The organism is Bacillus sp. S4 (assembly GCF_040838205.1).
Classification (GTDB): Bacteria; Bacillota; Bacilli; order Bacillales; family Bacillaceae_G; genus Bacillus_A; species Bacillus_A cereus_U.
Map to the genome: position 1 here is coordinate 1 of NZ_JBFPJI010000503.1, position 1385 is coordinate 1385.

Sequence of the window (1385 nt, forward strand, 5' to 3'; positions counted from 1 at the left end):
ACTTATTTTTAATAAGTTACGCTTTTTTTGTTCACAATACGATCATGTTGTTGTATAATGAAATGGAAAATAGAATATCGGTCTATCTTCGGGGCAGGGTGAAAATCCCGACCGGCGGTGATGAACAGTTAATAATTTCGTTCTAAGCCCGCGAGCCGTTAAGGCAGGATTTGGTGTGATTCCAAAGCCGACAGTACAGTCTGGATGGGAGAAGATGGAGGTTCAAGCGTTCAAAAAAGATAAGTATTTGAACGTCTGTTTGATGTGCCTTAAAATTCTCCCTTTGTGTAAATCACAAAGGGTTTTTTCGTTCTATGAAAAAATAGGCATAGCAGAACCTTTCCACTTTCCATGAGAAGATCGATGGAAAAGGAGAGAGAAAGATGAAACAAAAAAACAGTGTAGTGCAGATGGTGAGTGTAGCGATGCTAAGTAGTATTGCGTATTTACTAATGATGTTGGATTTTCCATTCCCAGGGCTTCCGCCATTTTTAAAAATTGATTTTAGTGATGTGCCAGCTTTAATTGCGGCGATAATTTTTAGTCCAATTGCAGGTGTAATTGTAGAAGCGATAAAAAATATTTTGCATTACGGGATTCAAGGAAGTTTAACGGGAGTACCAGTAGGAGAAGTAGCAAACTTTATAGCGGGATGTTTATTTATTGGTCCAGCAGCATTCTTATTCCGAAAGTATCGCACAGTAAAAAGTTTAACGACAGGATTAATGCTAGGCACAATTACTATGACAGTTATTATGAGTGTGTTAAACTACTTTATTATTTTACCAGCGTACACTTGGTTTTTAAATTCACCAGCTATGTCTAGTGATATTATGCGACAAACTATTGTAACGGCGATATTACCGTTTAATGTAATTAAAGGAATTGTTGTAACAATTGTATTTGTAGCATTATTTTCACGCTTGAAAGTATGGGTATTTGCAAAAATGAAAAATGCTTAAAAATATTAAACCATTAGCAGTTACGCTGCCAATGGTTTTTTTGTTAGTGAGAATGAAAAAGAGAGCAAAAACCCCCCTCATACTTATGAGGGGGGTTTGAAGTTAATAAAAGACTATTCGAATTTTAAAGAGTCGCCATCAAATGATTCGTCAGCAACTTTAATTGAGTCAGTTGGACAACCTTCGAATGCATCCATCATATCTTCAATTAATACATCTGGAATTTCAACGATACCTTGGTTATCGTCTAATGTTACAAATGCAATACCTTCATCATCATAGTCATAAATGTCTGGTGCAGCAGCACCACAAGCACCGCATGCGATACAAGTATCTTTGTCAACGATTGTATATTTTGCCATCTTTTTTCCCTCCTGGTAATATGTATGTGAAAAGTTCGCCAAAAAATTATAACCTTATTGT

General features: G+C 36.2%; 2 protein-coding genes and 1 riboswitch. Of the genes, one reads left to right on the forward strand and one right to left on the reverse strand.

The features are described from left to right. Window positions 1-80: 80 nt before the first annotated feature. Window positions 81-220: riboswitch (FMN riboswitch) on the forward strand. 163 nt (window positions 221-383) lie between these two features. Continuing rightward, window positions 384-962, forward strand: coding sequence for an ECF transporter S component (locus AB3X48_RS22035; protein ID WP_002011769.1), 579 nt, complete (start codon window positions 384-386; stop codon window positions 960-962). Window positions 963-1075: 113 nt separating this feature from the next. On the opposite strand, the gene AB3X48_RS22040 is transcribed toward AB3X48_RS22035, so the two are convergent. Next, window positions 1076-1324: a ferredoxin gene (locus tag AB3X48_RS22040; protein ID WP_001151994.1), complete on the reverse strand. Its 249-nt coding sequence runs from the start codon at window positions 1322-1324 to the stop codon at window positions 1076-1078. Between the last annotated feature and the right edge of the window lie 61 nt (window positions 1325-1385).

Coding starts and splice junctions, on each gene's coding strand:
- AB3X48_RS22035 (WP_002011769.1), top strand. CDS start 384: ATGAAACAAAAAAACAGTGTAGTGCAGATGGTGAGTGTAGCGATGCTA.
- AB3X48_RS22040 (WP_001151994.1), bottom strand. CDS start 1,324: ATGGCAAAATATACAATCGTTGACAAAGATACTTGTATCGCATGCGGT.